Raw genomic sequence first — 16,474 nt, forward strand, 5'->3', positions numbered from 1 at the left:
TCGAGGCCGAAAGGCCGAGAACCCGCGGCGCCCGCGCCGCCAATAACCAACGCCCGGCCTGCGTGAGCAGTACCGGGCGTCGGAAGAGGTAACTAGGAGGCGTCTTCGGCCTTCTTGGCACCCGCGCGCTTGCCGTAGCGAGCCTCGAAGCGAGCCACGCGGCCGCCGGTGTCGAGGATCTTCTGCTTGCCCGTGTAGAACGGGTGGCACTGCGAGCAGACTTCGACCGAGATCTGGCCGGACTCCTTGGTGGAGCGAGTCTGGAAGGTGTTGCCGCAACCACACACAACGGTGGTCTCGACATACGTGGGGTGGATTCCTGCCTTCATGGGCGTCCTCTCGATAATGGTCGCCGGGTCGTAGCCCCATGGAGTGGAGTACGTGAACCGGAACCGACTAGGCGGGATGCCTGCGAACTCGCAGACACACAGTTGTCCAGTATGCCAGACAGACCGCACCCTCCCAGAACACCCCCACCCCCGGCTTTGTTCCCGGTGACATGGCGGCTGGCGCCGCGTGTTCTCGGCCTGTTGGCCTAGAACGAGCAAGGGCCCCGCCGAAGCGGGGCCCTTGTCGTGGTTCTAGACGATCACTCGTCGATCGCGCCCGGTGCGGTCTTGGCGACCGTCATCAGGAACTCGAGGTTGTTCTTGGACTTGCGCAGGCGATCCATCAGCAGATCGATCGCCTGGTGCGAGTCCAGCCCCGACAGCACGCGCCGCAGCTTGTGCACAACGGCCATCTCGTCGGGCGAGAGCAGCAGCTCGTCGTGGCGGGTGCTCGACGGGTTGATGTCCACCGCGGGGAACACGCGCCGCTCGGCGATCTTGCGGTCGAGCTTGAGCTCGGCGTTGCCGGTGCCCTTGAACTCTTCGAAGATCACCGTGTCGCCGGTGGAACCGGTCTCCACCATCGCCGTGGCGATGATGGTGAGCGAGCCACCGTTCTCGATATTGCGAGCCGCGCCGAGGAAACGCTTCGGTGGGTACAGCGCGGTCGAGTCGACACCACCGGAGAGGATGCGGCCCGAGGCAGGCGAGGAGTTGTTGTACGCACGGCCCAATCGGGTGATCGAATCGAGCAGCACCACAACGTCTTTGCCCATTTCCACCAGACGCTTGGCGCGCTCGATGGCGAGCTCGGCGACGGAGGTGTGGTCGCCCGGCGGACGGTCGAAGGTGGAGGCGATGACCTCACCCTTCACCGAACGCTGCATATCGGTGACCTCTTCGGGACGTTCGTCGACCAGGACGACCATGAGGTAGCACTCGGGGTTGTTGACCGAGATCGCGTTGGCGATGTCCTGCATGATCGTGGTCTTACCCGCCTTGGGCGGGGACACGATCAGCGCACGCTGACCCTTACCGATCGGCATGATCAGGTCGATCACGCGCGTGGTGAGCTTGTTCTGCGTGGTTTCCAGGCGCAGTCGCTCGTTCGGGTACAGCGGGGTGAGCTTCTGGAAGTCCGGTCGACGACGCGCCGCTTCGAGCTCGCCGCCGTTCACGGTGTCCAGGCGAACCAGCGGGTCGAACTTCTGGCGCTGGTTGTTCTGCTCGCCGTCGCGCGGGGCGCGCACCGCACCGGTGATCGCGTCACCACGGCGCAGGCCGTTCTTGCGCACCAGGTTCATCGACACGTACACATCGTTGGGACCGGCGAGGTAGCCGGAGGTCCGCACGAACGCGTAGTTGTCGAGGACATCGAGGATGCCCGCGACCGGCTGGAGAACGTCGTCTTCGCGAATGTCGTAGTCGCGGGCCTCGGACTGGCCGCCGACGGCGGGGCCCCCATCGCGGTCACGACCACGACGACGCTCGCGGAATCGACGACCCCGGCGACCGCGGCCGCCTTCCTCGTCATCACCACCGCGGTCGTCGCGGGGTCCGCGATTGCCGCCGCCGCTGTTGCCGTTCTGGCTCTGGTTGCGCTCGTTCTGATTACGGTCGCCACCGGTGCGCTCGCCACGGTCGTTGCCGTTGCGGTCGTTGCCGGTGCGCTCGCCACGCTCGGCGCCGTTGCGATCGCGACGACGATCGCCTTGATCGCCGCCCTCGGCCTTGTCGGCCTGCTTGGTCTCCTCGGCGCGGTTCTCGGCCGGGGCACGGTTCTCGGCGGGGGCGTTGTCGCCGCCACCCGAACGGGCCTGGTCACGGCCACGACGCTGCCGACCACGGCCACGCTGACCACCGTCGCGGCCGGAATCCTCGCCTGCTTCGGCGGGGGCGTCGGTCTTGACCGGCTCGGTCGCGACCTGCTCGGCCGGAGCCTCGACAGCCTTGGTCTCGACAGCCTTGGTCTCGACAGCCTTGGTCTCGACGGCCTTGACCTCGGGGGCCTTGACCTCGGCGGGAGCCGGCTTCTCGACGGGCGCGGCCTGCTTGTCGGCCTTGGCGGACTTCTCCACCTTCGCGGGCGCTTCGCTCTTGACGGGCGCTTCGCTCTTGGCAGGCGCTCGGTCCTTCGCGGGCGCTTCGGTCGCGACAGGCGCGGCGGCCGTAGCCGCGGCGGGCTTGTCGCCCTTGGCGGGCGCTCCGGATTGATTTTCCTTGATAGCGGCGATGAGATCGCCCTTACGCATTCCGGAGGTACCTCGGATACCGAGCTCCCCCGCCAGTGCGCGCAACTGCGGCAACAGCATTCCAGTCAGCCCCGATCGTGCGACGTCGGTTTGTTCGCTCATTTTCGAAATCTGTCCGGATTCACTTTCGCGGCTGCCCGAGTTCGTAGGGTTGGAATCCACCCCGGGTGTCGCGAGCAGGTCCGTTTCTGTCACGGAAGTCCTTTCCTTCCCTCGAATGCCGTGTGCTGATTCGAGGGTTCCGTTCCGTAGACCCGGCAATATATGCCGAGCTCGGATTATGCGTCCATGTTCGACGCCTGTGCCGTACTACCCGCCGCGGGAGGACCGGAGGCCTTCGCCACCAGAAGACAGTGGTGAGGGGAGCGATTGCCCTGATGATGCACCGGCGTCTGATGCGCACGATGTACGGACTTGCTCAGAATAGCTGCCTATTGCGAACAACGGCAAGGCAGGCACGCCGTCAGTCGATCGATACCCCGTCGGCAATCCCGGGTGCGACCACGCGCAAACCGTCCGATTCGGCCTGTTTGCGCAGGTCATCGGGGAATTCTCCGGTGGTCAGGGCGAGCACGGTCGGGCCGGCGCCCGAGACGGTCGCCGCGATTCCCGCAGCGCGCAACAGCTCGATCCACTTCGTGGTGAGCGGTAGCGCGGGGGCACGCTGGGTCTGGTGCAACCGGTCGGCGGTGGCCGCCATGAGCAGATCGGGGCGTTCGGTCAGCGCGACGACGGCCAGCGCCGCCCGGCTGACGTTGAACGCCGCGTCACCGTGGGGCACCTGCTCGGGCAGCAGCCCTCGGGTGTGCGCCGTGGAGGAGCGTTCCTGGGGGATCAGCACCACCGGGCGCAGCGCGGGCGACGGGGCGAGCCGCACCGCCCGGTAGTCGCGGGCCCGCGCGGCATCGGTTTCGGTCCACGACACCACGATCGCACCGAGCACGCTGGCCGCGGCGTTGTCGGGATGTCCCTCGAACTCCGAGGCGAGCTGCACCAACCGGTCATCGTCCATGCGCAGCTCGGGGTCGAACTTCGCGGCCAGCCCGGCGCCTGCGGCCAAGCCGCCGACCACGGCCGACGCGCTGGACCCCAGGCCACGCGAGTGCGGAATCACATTGCGACACACCACGTCGAGGCCGTCGGCCCACACACCCAGCGATTCCAGCCCACGCTCGATCGCGCGAACCACCAGATGCGTTGGACCCCAGGGCACGTCGTCGGCGCCTTCACCCTCGACACGAATGTCGAGTCCCGATTCGGTGGTACGCACCACGATTTCGTCGTAGATGCCCAATGCCATTCCCAGGCAATCGAATCCGGGACCGAGATTGGCCGTGGAGGCGGGAACGCGCACGGTCACCTCGAGACCGGCGGGCAGCGTCGCTGTCATCAGCGTGGGCTCGGGTGCGGCCAACTCAGGCCAGCTCGAGTTCACGGGCGATGGCGACCGGGTCGACGGCGATCGGCTTGACCTCGGGCATTCCGGCCAGCGCGTTGTCTGGGTCCTTCAAACCGTTGCCGGTGACGGTGCACACGACGGTCAGGCCCGAATCCAGCCAGCCTTCCGCACGCGCGGCCAGCAGGCCGGCCACGCTCGCGGCCGACGCGGGCTCGACGAAGACGCCCTCTTTCGCGGCGACGAGGCGGTAGGCGGCCAGGATCTCGTCGTCGGTGGCCGCGCGGAACGCGCCACCGGACTGTTCCTTGGCTTCCATCGCACCGTTCCACGACGCGGGAGCGCCGATCCGGATGGCGGTCGCGATGGTTTCCGGGTCCTTCACCGGCGCGCCGTTGACCAGCGGCGCGGCACCGGCGGCCTGCACACCGAGCATGCGCGGCAGCACCGAGGTGATGCCGTCGGCGTAGTACTCGCGGTACCCACGCCAGTAGGCGGTGATGTTGCCCGCGTTACCGACCGGAAGCACGTGCACATCGGGCGCCTTGCCGAGCACGTCGCAGATCTCGAACGAGGCGGTCTTCTGGCCTTCGATCCGCGCCGGATTCACCGAGTTCACGAGGCCGACCTGCGGGAACTCCGCGGTCACCTTGCGCGCCAGCTCGAGACAGTCGTCGAAGTTGCCCTCGACCTGGATGATCTTGGCGCCGAGCATCACGGCCTGGGCCAGCTTGCCCATCGCGATCTTGCCCTGCGGGATCAAGACCGCGCACTCCATGCCGGCGCGGGTGGCGTACGCCGCGGCCGAGGCCGAGGTATTGCCGGTCGACGCGCACAGCACCGCCTGCTGGCCACGGTACTTGGCGTCGGTCATCGCCATGGTCATGCCGCGGTCCTTGAACGAACCGGTCGGGTTGGCGCCCTCGACCTTGAGATACACCTCGCACCCGGTGAGCGCGGACAGGTGCGGCGCGGGGACCAGCGGGGTACCGCCCTCGAACAGGGTCACCGGCTCCCAGTCGGCCGCACCGGCCAAGCGATCGCGGTAGGCCGCGATCAGACCGGGCCAGCGCGAGTGCACGCCCGACTGCGGGGCAATTCCGGTCGTGCTCATGCCATCGCTCCCTGCGTTACGACGCGACCACGCGCGTACGTGTGGTCTGCGTACGATGCGGTGCGAATGTCGGCGACGCCGCGCACATTCCGCGTCATTCTTCGGTGCCTTCCAATCTCAGAACGCTGGTCACAGCGGTGACCGATTCCATCTCCGCCAGTACCGCGACAGTATCCGCCAGCGACGACTCCACCGCATGGTGGGTGACGACCACCAGTCGGGCGCCGTCGCCGTGACCCTGCTGACGCACGGTCGAGATGCTCACCCCGTGCTGGGCGAAGGTGTCGGCGACCGCGGCGAGCACGCCGGGACGGTCCTCGACCTGCAGGTTCACGTGGTAGCGGGTGGGGGTGTCACCGATCGGCGCGATCGGCAGTTCGGCGTACACCGATTCGCCCGGCGCGCGACCACCGTAGAACTTGTTGCGCGCGGCCATCACCAGGTCGCCGAGCACGGCCGAGGCGGTGGGGGCGCCACCGGCGCCCTGCCCGTAGAACATCAGGCGACCGGCGTTGTCGGCTTCGACGACGACAGCGTTGAACGCGCCGTTGACCGAGGCCAGCGGGTGCTTGCGCGGGATGAGCGCCGGGTAGACGCGCACCGAGACGCGATCCTTGCCGCCCTGTTCCAGCGTCGGCTCGCCCGGACCGGCCGAGACGCGCTCGCAGATGGCGAGCAGCTTGACCGTGCAGCCGACGGCCGACGCGGTCTCGAGGTCTTCGGCGGTGATCTTGGAGATGCCCTCGCGATAGACATCGGCGGCGGTCACGCGGGTGTGGAACGCCAGCGAGGCCAGGATCGCGGCCTTGGCGGCGGCGTCGTAGCCCTCGACATCGGCGGTGGGGTCGGCCTCGGCATAGCCGAGCGCGGTGGCCTCGGCGAGCACATCGTCGTAGGCGGCACCGGTCTCGTCCATCGCGGAGAGGATGAAGTTGGTGGTGCCGTTGACGATGCCGACGACCTTGTTCACCCGGTCACCCGACAGCGACTGGATCAACGGCCGGACCACCGGGATCGCACCGGCGACGGCGGCCTCGAAGTACAGGTCGGCGCGGCTGCCCTCGGCGGCGGCGGCGAGCTCGCCGGTGTAGTCGGCCAGCAGCGCCTTGTTGGCGGTGACGACGGACTTGCCCGCGTTGAGCGCGTCACCGATCAGCTTGCGGGCGGGGTCGATGCCGCCCATGACCTCGACGACCAGGTCGACATCATCGCGAGCGACGAGCGCGGAGGCATCGGTGGTGAGCAGTTCGGCGGGCAGCCCGCGATCCTTGCTGATGTCGCGCACCGCGACACCGCGCAGCACGAGTGGCGCGCCGACGCGTGAGCGCAGGTCATCGGCGTGATCGCGCAGCACGCGAACCACCTCGGTGCCGACAGTGCCCATCCCGAGCACGGCTACGCCGAGCGGACGTCCCGCGTCCTTGGTGCCGTTCATTCTTCCACCTCCAGGCTGAGCAGGTCCGCCACCGTTTCCCGGCGCAGAATCAGTCGCGCCGCACCGTCACGCACCGCGACCACGGCGGGTCGGGTGAGCAGGTTGTAGCGGCTCGACATCGAGTAGCAGTACGCACCGGTCGCCGCGACGGCCACCAGGTCGCCGGGGGCGGCATCGGCCGGCATCCACGTGTCACGGATGACGATATCGCCACTCTCGCAATGCTTTCCGACCACGCGCGCGACGACCGCATGGGCGTCCGACGAGCGCGAGACCAGACGACAATCGTAGTCGGCCTGATACAGCGCGGGGCGGATATTGTCGCTCATCCCACCGTCGACGCTCACGTAGCGACGGCGTGCGCCACCATCGAGTTCGACATCCTTGATGGTGCCGACCTCGTACAGGGTGACCGTGCCGGGACCGGCGATGGCACGCCCGGGCTCGACGGCGATGGTCGGCTCCGGCAGCCCCGCCCTGGCGGCTTCGGCGCCGACGAGCGCGCGCAGATTGGTGGCGAAATCGCCCAGCGGCGGCGGATTGTCGCTCGGCAGGTACGAAATGCCGAGGCCGCCACCGAGATCCAGGGTCGAGATCTGCGCGGTGCGGTCGATGCCGAACTTGTCGATGGCCTCGCGCAGCAGGCCGAGCATGCGACGCGCGGCGATCTCGAAGCCGTCGAGTTCGAAGATCTGCGAGCCGATGTGGCTGTGCAGACCGACCAGGCGCAGGTTGTCGGCCTCGAAGACGCGCGCGAGGGCCTGCATGGCGTCGCCGCCCGCGATCGAGAAGCCGAACTTCTGGTCCTCGTGCGCGGTGGAGATGTACTCGTGGGTGTGCGCCTCGACGCCGACGGTGACGCGGACCAGCACGTCCTGCACCACACCCGCCGCACCGGCGACGGTTTCGAGCCGCTCGATCTCGTAGAGCGAGTCGACGACAACGTGCCCGACACCGGCCGCGACGGCCGCTTCGAGCTCGGGCACCGACTTGTTGTTGCCGTGCAGCGCGATGCGCTCGGCCGGGAACCCGGCGTTCAGCGCGACCGCGAGCTCGCCGCCGGAGCACACGTCGAGGGAAAGGCCCTCGTCGCGGATCCAGCGCGCGATCTCGCCGCACAGGAAGGCCTTGGACGCGTAGTGCACGCGGGCGTTGGGTCCGAACGCGGCGACCATGTCGCGGCAGCGCGAGCGGAAGTCGTCCTCGTCGATCACGAACAGCGGCGTGCCGTACTGCTCGGCGAGTTCGGTGACGGGCACGCCGGCCAGCCGGACCACACCGTCGTCACCGCGCGAGGCGTTGCGCGGCCAGACGTTCTCGGGGAGATCGATCATCTCCCGAGGGTCGGTCGGGCGCTCGGCCAGACTCGGTGCGTGCGGGATCTCTGCGTGCCGGGGACCGGCCGGGTGTGCACTCATCGGGGTGCGTCCTTCCTGAAAAGCTTGCCGGTGTTCACATGCGCTCCGGTGCGCTCACGCCGAGCAGGGCAAGGCCGTTGGCCAGTACCTGCCGGGTCGCCTTGACCAGTTCGAGGCGAGCCGCGTTGAGCGGGGTGACGGCGTCGTCGCCCTTGGGGAGCACGCGCATGTCGTCGTCGGACTGGAACGGGTGGTAGACACCGGCCAGTTCTTCGAGGTATCGGGCGATGCGATGCGGTTCGCGGGCGTCGGCGGCGGTGGCGACGACGCGCGGGAAGTCGCCGAGGGTGCGGATCAGATCACCTTCGCGACCGGAGGTCATCAGCGCGAAATCTGGTTCGGCAGAAGAGAATTCGGGGTACTTCGCGGCATTGCCGATGATGCTGGTGGTCCGCGAGTGCGCGTACTGGACGTAGTAGACCGGGTTCTCGCTGCTCGCCTTGGTCCACAGGTCGAGATCGATGTCGATGCTCGAGTTCACCGAGGAGCGCACCAGCGAGTAGCGCGAGGCGTCGACACCGATCTGCTCGACGAGGTCGTTGAGAGTCACCACGGTGCCCGCGCGCTTGCTCATCTTCACGGCGACGCCGTCGCGCACCAGGTTCACCATCTGACCGATCAGCACCTCGACGGTGTCGGGGTTGTCGCCGAACGCGGCGGCGGCGGCCTTCAACCGGCCGATGTAGCCGTGGTGGTCGGCGCCGAGCATGTAGATGGCCAGGTCGAAGCCGCGACCACGCTTGTTCTGGAAGTAGGCGATGTCACCGGCGATGTAGGCGGCGTTGCCGTCGCTCTTGAGGACCACGCGGTCCTTGTCGTCGCCGTACTCGGTGCTGGCGATCCACCACGCACCGTCCTTCTCGTACAGGTTGCCCGAGTTCTTCAGCTGCTCGACGGCCTGTTCGACGGCACCGGAGGCGAACAGTTCGCTCTCGTTGAAGTACACGTCGAAATCAGTGCCGAACTCGTGCAGGTCCGCGCGGATCTGGGCGAACATCTGCTGCACACCCTCGCTGCGGAACACCTCGTGCCGCTCGTCGGCGGGCAGGGTGAGCACGTCGGGATGCGCGGCGACGATTCCGGCGCTGATCTCGGCGATGTACTCGCCCGCGTAGCCGTCCTCCGGGGTCGGTTCGCCCAGCGCCGACGCGACCAGGGACTTCGCGAAGCGGTCGATCTGCGCGCCGTGGTCGTTGAAGTAGTACTCCCGGGTCACGTCGGCGCCCTGAGCGGCCAGGATGCGACCCAGCGCGTCACCGACGGCGGCCCAGCGGGTGCCGCCGAGGTGCACCGGACCGGTCGGGTTCGCGGAGACGAACTCGAGGTTGATCTTGGTGCCCGCCAGCGCGGACCCGGTGCCGTAGCCCTGACCAGCTGCCAGGATCTGGCTCACGATCACACCCTGCGCCGAGGCGGCCAGACGGATGTTCAAGAAGCCGGGCCCGGCGATCTCGGCCACGTCGATGCCTTCGGTGGCCGACAGTGCCTCGGCCAGCCAGCCTGCCAGCTCGCGGGGGTTGGTTCCGACCCGCTTGGCCACCTGCATGGCCACATTCGTGGCATAGTCGCCGTGTTCGGGGTTGCGCGGGCGCTCCACTGTGACCTGCTCGGGCAGGACCGACGAGTCCAGTCCGCGTTCGACAAGCACCTTCGCCGCGGTGGTACGAAGGAGATCTGCAAGGTCAGCTGGAGTCACGAGTCTCTATCCTATTGGCTGGGCCCCTTGCAACCACTACCGCCCGCCACGAACCCACCGATCCATACGTCGAAAGAGCACAACGAGCGATGCCTAGCAGGACCAGCGCCACATCAGCCAAGGCCGTGCGGGCCGCGGGGAAGTCGTCTCCGTCCCGCAAGACGGGTAAGGGCAAGCTTCCGGGCAAGAAGCGGGACACCCCATGGGTGCTGATCGGCGCCGGCGTCGCCATCGTCGCGCTGATCGGGCTGCTGGCCTACAGCATCGTGCCCAAGTACCTGGACCAGGCCGCGATCCGCGAGGCGCAGACCGACCTCAAGGAATGGGTGCCCTCCAAGGAGAACCAGGATCCGTCGGCGAAGATCGCCGGCGTCGTGAAGATGGAGTACCCGGCGGGTCTGCACGTGGCCGCCACCCAGCGCGTGGCCTACGACAAGACCCCGGCCTTCGGCGGACCGCACGACGGCGCCTGGGCGAACTGCACGGGCACGGTATATGCCAAGCCGATCCGGATGGAGAACGCGGTCCACTCGCTCGAGCACGGCGCGGTCTGGATCGCCTACAACCCCGACAAGGTCGACGCGGCCGGTGTCCAGACGCTGTCGAACTTCGTCAAGGGCCGTCAGTACTCGCTGATGTCGCCGTACCCGGGCCTGGACTCGGCGATCTCGTTGCAGTCGTGGGGCCACCAGCTCAAGGTGGACAGCGCCGACGACGCGCGGATCAAGCAGTTCATCTCCGCCCTGCGCGAGAACCCCTACGCCTACCCCGAGGTCGGCGCGAGCTGCTCGAACCCGATCTTCGACGCGAACAACCCGCCGCCGTTCGACTCCTCGCCCTACGGCCCCGAAGCGGTCCCGATGGACGGTAAGGGCCTGACCCAGGACCAGACCGAACTCGGTGGCGGTGGCACCGGCTCCGGCATCCCCGGCCTGCCGAACATCCCGATGCCGGGCGGCCTGCCCCAGGGCCAGTAAGTGAGCACGGAGAACGCCGTCGAATCCGACGACACCGCACCCGAGCCGAGCACCCGTCGCCCGGCCGGGGCGGTGCTCGTCCTCGGCGCGATCGGCCTGCTGCTGCTCGGCGCGGTGGCGGGCGTGCTGTTGCGGATGCCACTGGAGAAGAACTCCGAACCGGAGCCGAGCGCTGTCGATATCGGATTCAGCCAGGACATGTCGGCGCATCACGCGCAGGCCGTCGACATGGCCGGGGTGGCGCTGATCGCCTCGACCGACAACGACGTGCGCCGCCTCGCCTACGACATCCTGACCACCCAGCAGAACCAGATCGGCCGGATGCAGGCCTGGTTGCAGCTGTGGGGCGAGTCCAACCAGAACGTCGACGGCTACATGGGCTGGATGACCGACGACCACGGCAAGGCGGGCCACCACGGTGGTTCCACCGCCGAGCACGCGATGTCGGGCCCGATGCAGTCCATGCCGGGGATGGCGAGCCAGGAGGAGATGACCGCGCTGCGCCAAGCCACCGGACCCGCGCTGGACACGATGTTCCTGCAGCTGATGCTGCGCCACCACCAGGGCGGCGTCCCGATGCTCGACTACGCCGCCGAGCACGCCGACACCTCCGCGGTCCGCGCCTTGGCCACCACGATGACGAAAACCCAAGCGGGCGAATCCCAGCTGATGACCAGCATGCTCGCCGCCCGCAACGCCACCCCCCTGCCCCTCAGCTGACAACCCCGGCCGGACCGGCCCAACCCCCGGTCCGGCACAGTTTTTGGCGCACCGCACTCGATGCGATACGCTGTCGCTGCCCGATCGTCTCACCGCGACCGGCATCTATCCCGCCCTCGTAGCTCAGGGGATAGAGCGTCTGCCTCCGGAGCAGAAGGCCGCAGGTTCGATTCCTGCCGAGGGCACACACAAGAAAGGCCCCCTTACCAGCGCTCAAGCTGGCGGGGGCCTTTCTCGTTGGGGCGATCAGCTGGCGTCGATGACACGAGATGACACAACTTCGCCCAAAGTGCGGGCGGCATCCCGCAGCGCATCGTCCTGGGAGTGCATGTAGATCCGCGCGGTGACACTGGCATCCGCGTGCCCGAGCCATGCCGCGATCACAGCCATCGGCACCTTGCGCAGGTGCATCGTCGTACCGCAGGTGTGACGAGCATCATGCAGCCGGATATGGCGTAAGCCCGCCCGCTTGACCGCTTTTGCCCATCGGTGAGTGATCGTGTCCGGGTGGTACGGAGTGCCGTCCTCGTTGCACGCCACATAGCCTCGGTCCTGGTAGAGCTCCCCCAATTGCAGTTTGTCAGCTGCCTGCCGGCGACGAGCCTTCCGAAGCACGTCGACCATCTCGTCATCCATCGGTAGTGTGCGCTCGCCCGCCTCGGTCTTCGGGTCGTCCTCCACCGCCTTACCACCCGCAGCAGACCGACCGATGTGCACAGTGATCGTCTTCGCCTTGAGGTCCACACCCGACCATCGCAGCCCGCCCAGCTCACCCCGACGCAGGCCGCACAGAGCCAGGAACCACAGGTGTGCATCGCGGTCACCCTCAAGGCTCGTCAAGAAGGTAGACACCTCAGCGGCGGTATAGGTCTGAGGCTTGCGCTTTCGCGCCGACTTCGGCTTGATCAGTCGGGCAACGTTGTGCGGGACGAGTTTTCGATCCTTGGCATACTCCATGACCATCGCGGTTGTCTCGACTGTCCGCTTGAGCGAGCGCGCAGCCCATGGGCGCCGGACGTTTCCCTTCGCCGTAGTTGTGCCGCCCGCCTTGAGCGCTGACACCAGGTCGTCAATGTGCTTGCGGGTGAGCTTCTGCACCGGCAGTTCGCCGTACTTCTCCCGCAGCGGTGCGAGGTTGTACTCATACCCGGCGACCGTCGTGGCGCGTCCCCAGTGCAGGCTCCCGAACCAATCGGTGCAGACCTGTTCGACAGTCACGTCCTTGCGGGGAACGAACTCACCAGCCACCGCATCGGCGAGGAACTTCCCGAGGGCATTCCGCGCTTCCTTCTCGGTGCGATACCGCCGTTTGATCTGATGCCGCTTGCCGGTCTCGGGGTCGACACCCGCATCCACGCGGACCTCATACCGGATAACCGACTTGCCGCTACCCCGCTCAAGGACCGTGATCTTCGTGATCTGCTGCGGCAGTTGCTGTCTGGTCACGCCGCTGCCGCCTCATCGAGCCCGGAGATGTAGTCAGCGATGGCCTGTTCGGTGACAAACCGACGTCGACCGATCCTGACCGAGCGCAGCGCACCGGAGCCGATCAGCTCGTAGTACTTGCTGTGCCCGATCGGGATCAGCTTGCGGACTTCGGCCTCATTGAGAAGCTTGGACATGACGAGTTCCTTCCTATGCTGCTGCGGATTGCTGAACGACTGAAATCTGTTGTGGCACAACGAATTCATGTGAAAGACCTGGTGGTCCTTCGTCCTGCGCGAGACGAGCCATCGTGTACTGGGCGCGTTGGTTGATCCGGCGCAGGACCAGGTTCATGACCAGTTGGGCTTTCGGAGGCGCGTCCTTGTCGCCGGGGCGTACCGGGGTGATCCGCAGGTGCGAGGTATCGGCCATGACGATGCCGACCGCGGCGAGGTACTGGCGCACGAATTCGAGCCGTTCGGCCTTGTGGTCGGGCAGGGTTTTGCCGGTCCAGTTCCGCGAGACCAAGCACCGTTGACCGGGCAGGCCGAGGGTGTCGCGGCGGTGGGCCTTCTTGTTGCACTTGCCCGGCTGGGTCTTCTCGGTCGCGCCGCGGGGAACGATGCCGTAGGTCAGCCACACCCCGCAGGTGTCCGAGCACGGCGTCACACTCAGCTCGGCGTGAAGCCGGTCGTAGTGTTCGGCGACCCGACGAGATCCGGGGGTCAGGAGTTCACCGAGGCTCTTGGTCAGGTACTTGGTCAGGTACCGAACGCTGTAGTCCATGCTGTCGGTGTTGGCCAGGATCTGGATGGGCTTGGACTGGGCGCCGAACTTGAGCGTGTGCGCGGGGTCCAGCTCGTCCACCTCGTCCATCACCGCCAGGGCGTCATCCCAGTACGTGAGTGGCCGACCGGTGCGGGGGTCGACGAAAGTGCCGGCGTCGTAGTCCCACACCGGCATCCGTCCTTCGCCGTAGACGGGTTTGTCGAAGTGGGGCCACCAGATCGTGCGGTAGGTCGCCGCGGTGACCTGTGTCAGCAGCTTTTTGGAGAACGACCCACGCAACGCCACATGCAGGTGTGGAGCGGCCCGGCGCTGCGGCTCGACGGTGGCGAAGTACTGGACGTTCCAGCCCACCGCCCGGCGTAGGTTCTCGATCCACGTCGAAAACAGCTTCGACATGTGGATCGTGTCGCGGGCCTGGCGAGCGTAGTCGTAGGACTCCGGATCACGCGGGGAACCATCGGAGACCATGGCGCCCTTGCCGTCCTTGCCCGCCTGGGGGTCCCACACCTGATTGATCCCGCCGAACGAGTCCAGGGTGAGCGTGAAGAACGTCGAAGGCCGGTGCTTGCCGTCCGCGTACGCCTTCCCGATCGTCAGCGTCTTATCGACTTTCAGACGCGGCAGATCCGGCAGGTCGGCACGGCGGCGGGTGGACTTGGTTTTGCGGCGCGGTTTGGCATCCAGGGCGGGGAGTCGGCCACGGACACCGAGTTCACGCAGCTCGATGTCGAGGTCGGCTACCAGAGCCTTGATGGACTCGGCGAGCTCGTGTTCCTCGGTGCGGCGAGCTTCGTGGTATTCGGTGAAAAGTGTTGCGCGAGTGGCGAGTACGTCTTGCTGCGCTTCGGTGATGACGGGATCGGCGTCGACGGGTTCGTGGTCGGCGCACCACCCTTCGCGGAGCTGGGTGATCCGCAGGTACTTGTTCGCCTTCGCGCAGGCCGGGCAGGTCGTTGCCACGGTCGCCTTGCACGGGGCACCGACGTAGGAGGTCCGGGAGGTGATCGGGTCGAACGCTCGCATCGGCACGACTCGCGCGCAGACGCCTTCTTTGTCGGCCATGTGTTCGGCGATGTCGGTGACGTCGGGCATCGCGCGACGATCGGCCGCGGTTTCCCGCTGCGGTGCCATGCCGATGATCGGGGTTGTGGATGGCTGTGGACGGCCGAGAGAGGCCGTTGCGGTGGTGTGTTCAGACATGGTGCGGCCTCCCTCGATCGCGGTGGTGGGGTTGGTCATGCGGCTTTGCGGGTCGACGGAATCGTCTTGAATCCGGCCATCGATTCGAACGGCACCACGACCGGGTCAGCCAACGAGTCCGAGCGCCGGAACGTGATCTCGACCAGCCCAGGGCCGACGAACCCGACCTTGGCTTTCTGAGCGCCGAACCCGTGGGCGAGGTGGTCAGCACGGTTGGTCCAGGTATCGGGGCAGTGACCGGGCAGCATCCGGGCCCGGACGATGTCGAGGGATTCGCCGATCTCGACCGAGACGAGCCGCGGGATGAACACCCGGTCGCCGTCACGGGTGGACAGCCCGCACGCGGCGGTCATGGTGGCCCAGCGACGCCGGTAACGGAACCAGGCCAGGAACCGGGACCGGACACGGCCGGTGAACCAGCGCTCGAAGGTCTGCGGGCTCGACACTCGCCACAGCACCATCCCCGCGACCGCCACACCAGCCACCCCGACCCCAGCAGGCCAGCCGAAGAACCAACCAGCCGCGACAGCGATGCCGGCGGGCACCGAGACCATCGGGAACAGGATCGCCCACCACGCCAGGGTGAACACCGACAGCAGCAGTCGACCGGCCGCGGTGAGGACGGCGTCGAGGATTTCGCCCGCCGGGTCATGCGTGGTCGTAGTCGTGGTGGTGGTGTTCATCGGTGGGCCTCCGGATCGAGGTCGGACACGGGAAACAGTGGAAGCTGTCCTGGCGTGGGATCGGTCGGCACGGTGACTACCTTCTTGCGACGCGTGCGGGTCTGGGCGGCAGCAGCGGCCACTACCGGGTTCGGTTGTCTGCGAGCGGTTTTGGGTGTGTCGCTGGTGTTCATGCCGCCTCCAAGTCGGTGGTGTTGTCGAGGTGGTCGAGCAGGTGCAGACCGAGGTGGTGGGTGTAGGCGGGTGGGATGGCCTGGGCGAGTTCGGGGCCGGTCATCCAGTCGATGCCCATGCACGCCGGTCCGAGCCAGGCGCCGACATGGCCAGTGACGGTGATGTGCATGCCGGCGTCGAAGTCCACGCGGCGCTTCTTGGAACTCGCTCGGACGGTGTGGGCGGGATGCCACGGCACCGCAGGCAACAGGGGAATCCGCGGGTCGATGGTGAACTGACGATGCCGGTAGGTCCGCAGCCCGAACATGCTGCCGCACAACACGATGTCAGCACGCATATTCGCACCCATGACGTTCTCGACTATCCACGGGACCGGCTGTGCGGCAAGAGCTTCCAGCGTGGCGGGTAGTAGCCATCCGGATCCCTTCGGACCCCACAACGCCGACAGGGTCGAATGGTCGTGGCACGGTGGGGACGCGGCGATGGCATCGAACTCGTGACCGTGAGCGGTCAGGAATTCGAGCGCGTCGCCCTGGTGGAAGGTGAACGGGTAGCGCGGTTGCGGTTCGATGTCGACACCGGTCACGTCGAAGCCCGCGCGGTGGTAGCCCATGGAAGCACCACCAGCCTTGCAATACAGATCCAGCAGGCGGGGGCGAGAGGGGCTGTTCATGCCGCGTCGTCCCAACCGGCGTAATCGTCGTAGTCGTTCCATGCCGGCGCGGTACCGGTTTCGGCGAGCATCGTGACCGCGACGGCGAGGGGGTCGAGGCCGCGGGCTTCGGACCGGCACCGGCTCCGGGCGGCGAAGTCGATGACGTCGGCGAGGTCGTTGTCGGTGCGGGTGGTGTTCTTGCGGGCCATGG

General features: G+C 67.3%; 16 protein-coding genes and 1 tRNA gene. 3 read left to right on the plus strand and 14 right to left on the minus strand.

All coding sequences use genetic code 11. The annotated features are described in order from the left end of the window. Positions 1 to 92: 92 nt before the first annotated feature. The 7 genes from rpmE to argS all read right to left on the minus strand — a co-directional run bounded on the left by rpmE (position 93) and on the right by argS (position 9,640). Positions 93 to 329 (minus strand): 50S ribosomal protein L31, encoded by a 237-nt coding sequence (gene rpmE, locus NA12_RS07345; protein WP_067447685.1) that lies wholly within the window; start codon positions 327 to 329, stop codon positions 93 to 95. Between the two features lie 260 nt (positions 330 to 589). After that, positions 590 to 2,683 carry a transcription termination factor Rho gene (gene rho / locus NA12_RS07350; RefSeq protein WP_424453548.1) on the minus strand — a complete coding sequence of 698 codons (2,094 nt, stop codon included), beginning with the start codon at positions 2,681 to 2,683 and terminating at the stop codon, positions 590 to 592. A 361-nt stretch (positions 2,684 to 3,044) separates the two neighbouring features. Beyond that, positions 3,045 to 3,971, minus strand: coding sequence for a homoserine kinase (gene thrB, locus NA12_RS07355; protein ID WP_067447979.1), 927 nt, complete (start codon positions 3,969 to 3,971; stop codon positions 3,045 to 3,047). Between the two features lie 25 nt (positions 3,972 to 3,996). Then, positions 3,997 to 5,091 (minus strand): threonine synthase, encoded by a 1,095-nt coding sequence (thrC, locus tag NA12_RS07360; protein ID WP_067447689.1) that lies wholly within the window; start codon positions 5,089 to 5,091, stop codon positions 3,997 to 3,999. Between the two features lie 94 nt (positions 5,092 to 5,185). Beyond that, positions 5,186 to 6,526 carry a homoserine dehydrogenase gene (locus tag NA12_RS07365; RefSeq protein WP_067447691.1) on the minus strand — a complete coding sequence of 447 codons (1,341 nt, stop codon included), beginning with the start codon at positions 6,524 to 6,526 and terminating at the stop codon, positions 5,186 to 5,188. Continuing rightward, positions 6,523 to 7,944, minus strand: coding sequence for a diaminopimelate decarboxylase (gene lysA, locus NA12_RS07370; protein WP_067447693.1), 1,422 nt, complete (start codon positions 7,942 to 7,944; stop codon positions 6,523 to 6,525). Before lysA ends, NA12_RS07365 begins: the two co-directional genes overlap by 4 nt. A 34-nt stretch (positions 7,945 to 7,978) precedes the next feature. After that, on the minus strand, positions 7,979 to 9,640 hold the full coding sequence (argS, locus tag NA12_RS07375) for an arginine--tRNA ligase (RefSeq protein ID WP_067447696.1): 1,662 nt from the start codon (positions 9,638 to 9,640) through the stop codon (positions 7,979 to 7,981). A gap of 89 nt (positions 9,641 to 9,729) precedes the next feature. On the opposite strand from argS, the gene NA12_RS07380 reads away from it, so the two are divergent. From NA12_RS07380 to NA12_RS07390, 3 genes are all read left to right on the plus strand, one after another. Continuing rightward, positions 9,730 to 10,617, plus strand: coding sequence for a thioredoxin-like domain-containing protein (locus NA12_RS07380; RefSeq protein WP_067447698.1), 888 nt, complete (start codon positions 9,730 to 9,732; stop codon positions 10,615 to 10,617). Then, the gene (locus NA12_RS07385; protein WP_067447700.1) at positions 10,618 to 11,337 is read left to right on the plus strand and encodes a DUF305 domain-containing protein; all 720 of its coding nucleotides are present in this window, start codon (positions 10,618 to 10,620) and stop codon (positions 11,335 to 11,337) included. A 112-nt stretch (positions 11,338 to 11,449) separates the two neighbouring features. After that, a tRNA-Arg gene (locus NA12_RS07390) sits at positions 11,450 to 11,522 on the plus strand. 61 nt (positions 11,523 to 11,583) lie between these two features. Here the strand turns inward: NA12_RS07390 and NA12_RS07395 are convergent. From NA12_RS07395 to NA12_RS07420, 7 genes are read right to left on the minus strand one after another with little or no spacing between them, the layout of a single operon-like run. Beyond that, positions 11,584 to 12,783, minus strand: coding sequence for a tyrosine-type recombinase/integrase (locus NA12_RS07395; protein ID WP_067447702.1), 1,200 nt, complete (start codon positions 12,781 to 12,783; stop codon positions 11,584 to 11,586). Further along, positions 12,780 to 12,959: a helix-turn-helix domain-containing protein gene (locus NA12_RS33545; protein ID WP_067447704.1), complete on the minus strand. Its 180-nt coding sequence runs from the start codon at positions 12,957 to 12,959 to the stop codon at positions 12,780 to 12,782. The genes NA12_RS07395 and NA12_RS33545 overlap by 4 nt, the downstream gene beginning before the upstream one ends. Before the next feature lie 13 nt (positions 12,960 to 12,972). Further along, positions 12,973 to 14,751, minus strand: a complete 1,779-nt coding sequence (locus tag NA12_RS07405) for a replication initiator (RefSeq protein WP_174551056.1) — start codon at positions 14,749 to 14,751, stop codon at positions 12,973 to 12,975. A gap of 35 nt (positions 14,752 to 14,786) precedes the next feature. Then, entirely contained in the window at positions 14,787 to 15,434 is a 648-nt protein-coding gene (locus NA12_RS07410; protein ID WP_067447708.1) for a hypothetical protein, read from the minus strand. After that, positions 15,431 to 15,607: a hypothetical protein gene (locus tag NA12_RS33550; RefSeq protein WP_157106382.1), complete on the minus strand. Its 177-nt coding sequence runs from the start codon at positions 15,605 to 15,607 to the stop codon at positions 15,431 to 15,433. The genes NA12_RS07410 and NA12_RS33550 overlap by 4 nt, the downstream gene beginning before the upstream one ends. Beyond that, positions 15,604 to 16,281, minus strand: coding sequence for a DNA cytosine methyltransferase (locus NA12_RS07415; RefSeq protein ID WP_067447710.1), 678 nt, complete (start codon positions 16,279 to 16,281; stop codon positions 15,604 to 15,606). The genes NA12_RS33550 and NA12_RS07415 overlap by 4 nt, the downstream gene beginning before the upstream one ends. Further along, a complete protein-coding gene (locus NA12_RS07420; RefSeq protein WP_067447712.1) occupies positions 16,278 to 16,472 on the minus strand; it encodes a hypothetical protein in 195 nt (64 codons plus the stop codon). The genes NA12_RS07415 and NA12_RS07420 overlap by 4 nt, the downstream gene beginning before the upstream one ends. Between the last annotated feature and the right edge of the window lie 2 nt (positions 16,473 to 16,474).

The organism is Nocardia alba NBRC 108234, from assembly GCF_001612665.1.
In the GTDB taxonomy this organism is placed as follows: domain Bacteria; phylum Actinomycetota; class Actinomycetes; order Mycobacteriales; family Mycobacteriaceae; genus Nocardia; species Nocardia alba.